Annotated in this window: 2 protein-coding genes and 1 pseudogene; all 3 read right to left on the bottom strand. The window is 72.4% G+C overall.

The window, feature by feature from the left end:
- A partial coding sequence (locus F3J18_RS36805) for an acyl-CoA dehydrogenase family protein (protein ID WP_166917059.1) occupies positions 1-897 on the bottom strand: 897 nt, incomplete at its 3' end.
- 41 nt (positions 898-938) lie between these two features.
- A complete protein-coding gene (locus F3J18_RS36800; protein WP_025100755.1) occupies positions 939-1,919 on the bottom strand; it encodes an ABC transporter permease in 981 nt (326 codons plus the stop codon).
- Positions 1,912-2,268 (bottom strand): annotated as a pseudogene (locus F3J18_RS36795) (ABC transporter permease); the annotation flags it as partial. The gene F3J18_RS36800 and the pseudogene F3J18_RS36795, both read right to left, overlap by 8 nt.

Here is a 2,268-nt window from a genome sequence, read left to right as displayed (position 1 = left end):
TGAGCGCGCGCGGCCGATCACCTGCAGCACCTGCGCGTCGTCGGCGGGCCGCGCGGCCGGCGCATGGCTGTAGCTGCGGCGGCGCGCGGCCACCTGTGCCGCCGCGTCGTTGACGGCCGCGCGGGCGATGCCGGTCAGCGTGGCCAGGTGCACCAGTTGATAGAACGCTTCCGAGTAGTCGAAGGGCGCACGCTCGACGATCTCGCGCTCGTCGACGGCCACCGCCACGAAGCGGCTGGTGCCGCTGGCGGTGAGGCGCTGCCCCATGCCGTCCCAGTCGTCGATCACCTCCACGCCGCTCGCGCGGCGGTCGATGGTGACGCTGACATAGGCGTCGTTCGGGTCGGTCGCGCCGACATGGATCCAGTCGGCGAACAGCGAGCCGGTGGTGTAGAACTTGGTGCCGTCCAGGCGCCAGCCGTGCTCGCCGCGCGTGAGGCGCGTGCCGAACTGCGACTGCTTCGCGTCGCCGCTCTCGGACCACGCGCCGCCGACGATATCGCCCTTCGCGAGCCGTGTGAGCCAGGTGTCGCGGCGCGCGGCGGGGCTGCCGAGCACATGCTCGACGAAGCCGAAATGCGCGCGCAGCGCCTGGGTCGGGTTCGAATCGGCTTCGGACAGCTCGATCAGCAGCTCGAAGAATTCAGGCAGGCCGAGCCCGAGCCCGCCGTATTCGCGCGGCACGCGCACGGCGGTGAAGCCGGCGTCGCGCAGCCAGTCGATGGTCTCGAAGGGCAGGCGGCGCTCGATCTCGCTGGCGACCGCCTGCTCGCGGATACGCGCGAACAGCGGGCGGAACGGGGCCACCAGGCCCGCATAGGCGTCGCGGGGCGGCTCGCCCCAGGCGGTGGCCGCGGCGAGATCGGAAGGCAGGGCGGAAGCGCGATCTTGGGACATGAAGGAAAAACCTGGGTCGGAGTCGGGAAAAACGGGAGCGCTCAGGCGAGCGCACCACGGCGCCCGGCGAAGCTGATCGCGAGCACCGCCAGGATCAGCGCGCCGGTGGCGACCTGCTGCCAGTAGAAATTCCAGCCGATCAGCAGCAGGCCGTTGGCGACCAGGCTCAGCAGCAGCACGCCGAGCAGGGTGCCCGGCACGCTCGGCCGGCGCGCCGGCGACAGCGTGGTGCCGATGAAGGTGGCGCCGATCGCGTTGAGCAGGAAGCCGTTGCCGGACATCGGCACATAGGCCTTGACGGTGGACGACAGCAGCAGCCCGACCACGCCATAGACCAGCGCGCTGGCCACGAAGCCGGCCGTGACGATGGCCGCCACCGGCAGCCCCGAATGGCGGGCCACGCCGGGCTGCACGCCGAAGGCGACAGCGGCGCGGCCGAAGCTCGACCAGGCCAGCGCGGCATGCACGGCCAGCGCCAGCACCGCCACGATCAGGAGCGGCACCGGCACGCCGCCGAGCCGGCCGTGCGCGAGCGCGCCGAACAGCGGCGGCAGGGCCAGGTTCAGCAGATAGACGGGCTGGCCGCCGTCGGTGGCGAGCTGCTGGACCGTCTGGCCGATGAACAGCGTGCCGAGCGTGGCGAGGAAGGGCGCGATGCCGATCCGCGCGATCAGCAGGCTGTTGAACAGGCCCACCGCCGCGGCCGCCGCCAGGCCGCCGGCCAGCGCGAGCGGCACGCCGACGTGATGGGCGCACAGCAGCACGAAGGCGAGGCTGGCCAGGTCGATCGCGCTGCCCAGCGAGAGATCGACGGCGCCCAGCGACAGCGCGAGGGTCATGCCGAGCGCGGCGATCGCGAGCAGCGCGAAGTTGTTGAGCAGCACGTCGGCCAGGTTGCCGGGCCGCGCGAAGCCGGGCGCGAACACGGCGAAGAACAGGATCACGGCCAGCAGCGCGCCGACCAGGGTGAAGCGCCGCGGCGAGCCGAGGCGCGCGAGGACGGACAGGCGGGCTTCAGTCATGGGCGCGGCTCCCGGCATGACGGCTGCGCACGATCGCGGTGGTCGCGACCACGAACAGGATCAGCACGCCTTCCACGCCGTTGACCCAGTAGCTCGACACGTTGTCGAGCTGGAAGCCGTTGCCGATCACGCCGATGAACAGCACCGCCAGCAGCGTGCCGGGAATGGTCGGCACCAGGCGGCGCGAGAACACCACGCCGAGCAGGGCGGCGGCCACCACGGTCAGCAGGTTGTCGCCGGCGCCGGGCGAGCTGCCGCTGAGCAGGGCGAGGTTGGCGAGCGCGGCCAGCGCCGCCGCCAGCCCGCTCAGCACGTAGCTGGCCGCGATCGCGCGGTTCACGCGCAGGCA

The sequence above is a fragment of the Burkholderia sp. Ax-1720 genome, assembly GCF_011753035.1.
Classification (GTDB): Bacteria; Pseudomonadota; Gammaproteobacteria; order Burkholderiales; family Burkholderiaceae; genus Burkholderia; species Burkholderia gladioli.
The sequence above is the reverse complement of the archived record's forward strand: the minus strand, read 5'-3'. Positions and strand labels throughout refer to the sequence as shown.

Excerpts from the sequence above, each read along its gene's own strand:
- F3J18_RS36800 (WP_025100755.1), bottom strand. The coding sequence starts at position 1,919 with ATGACTGAAGCCCGCCTGTCCGTCCTCGCGCGCCTCGGCTCGCCGCGG.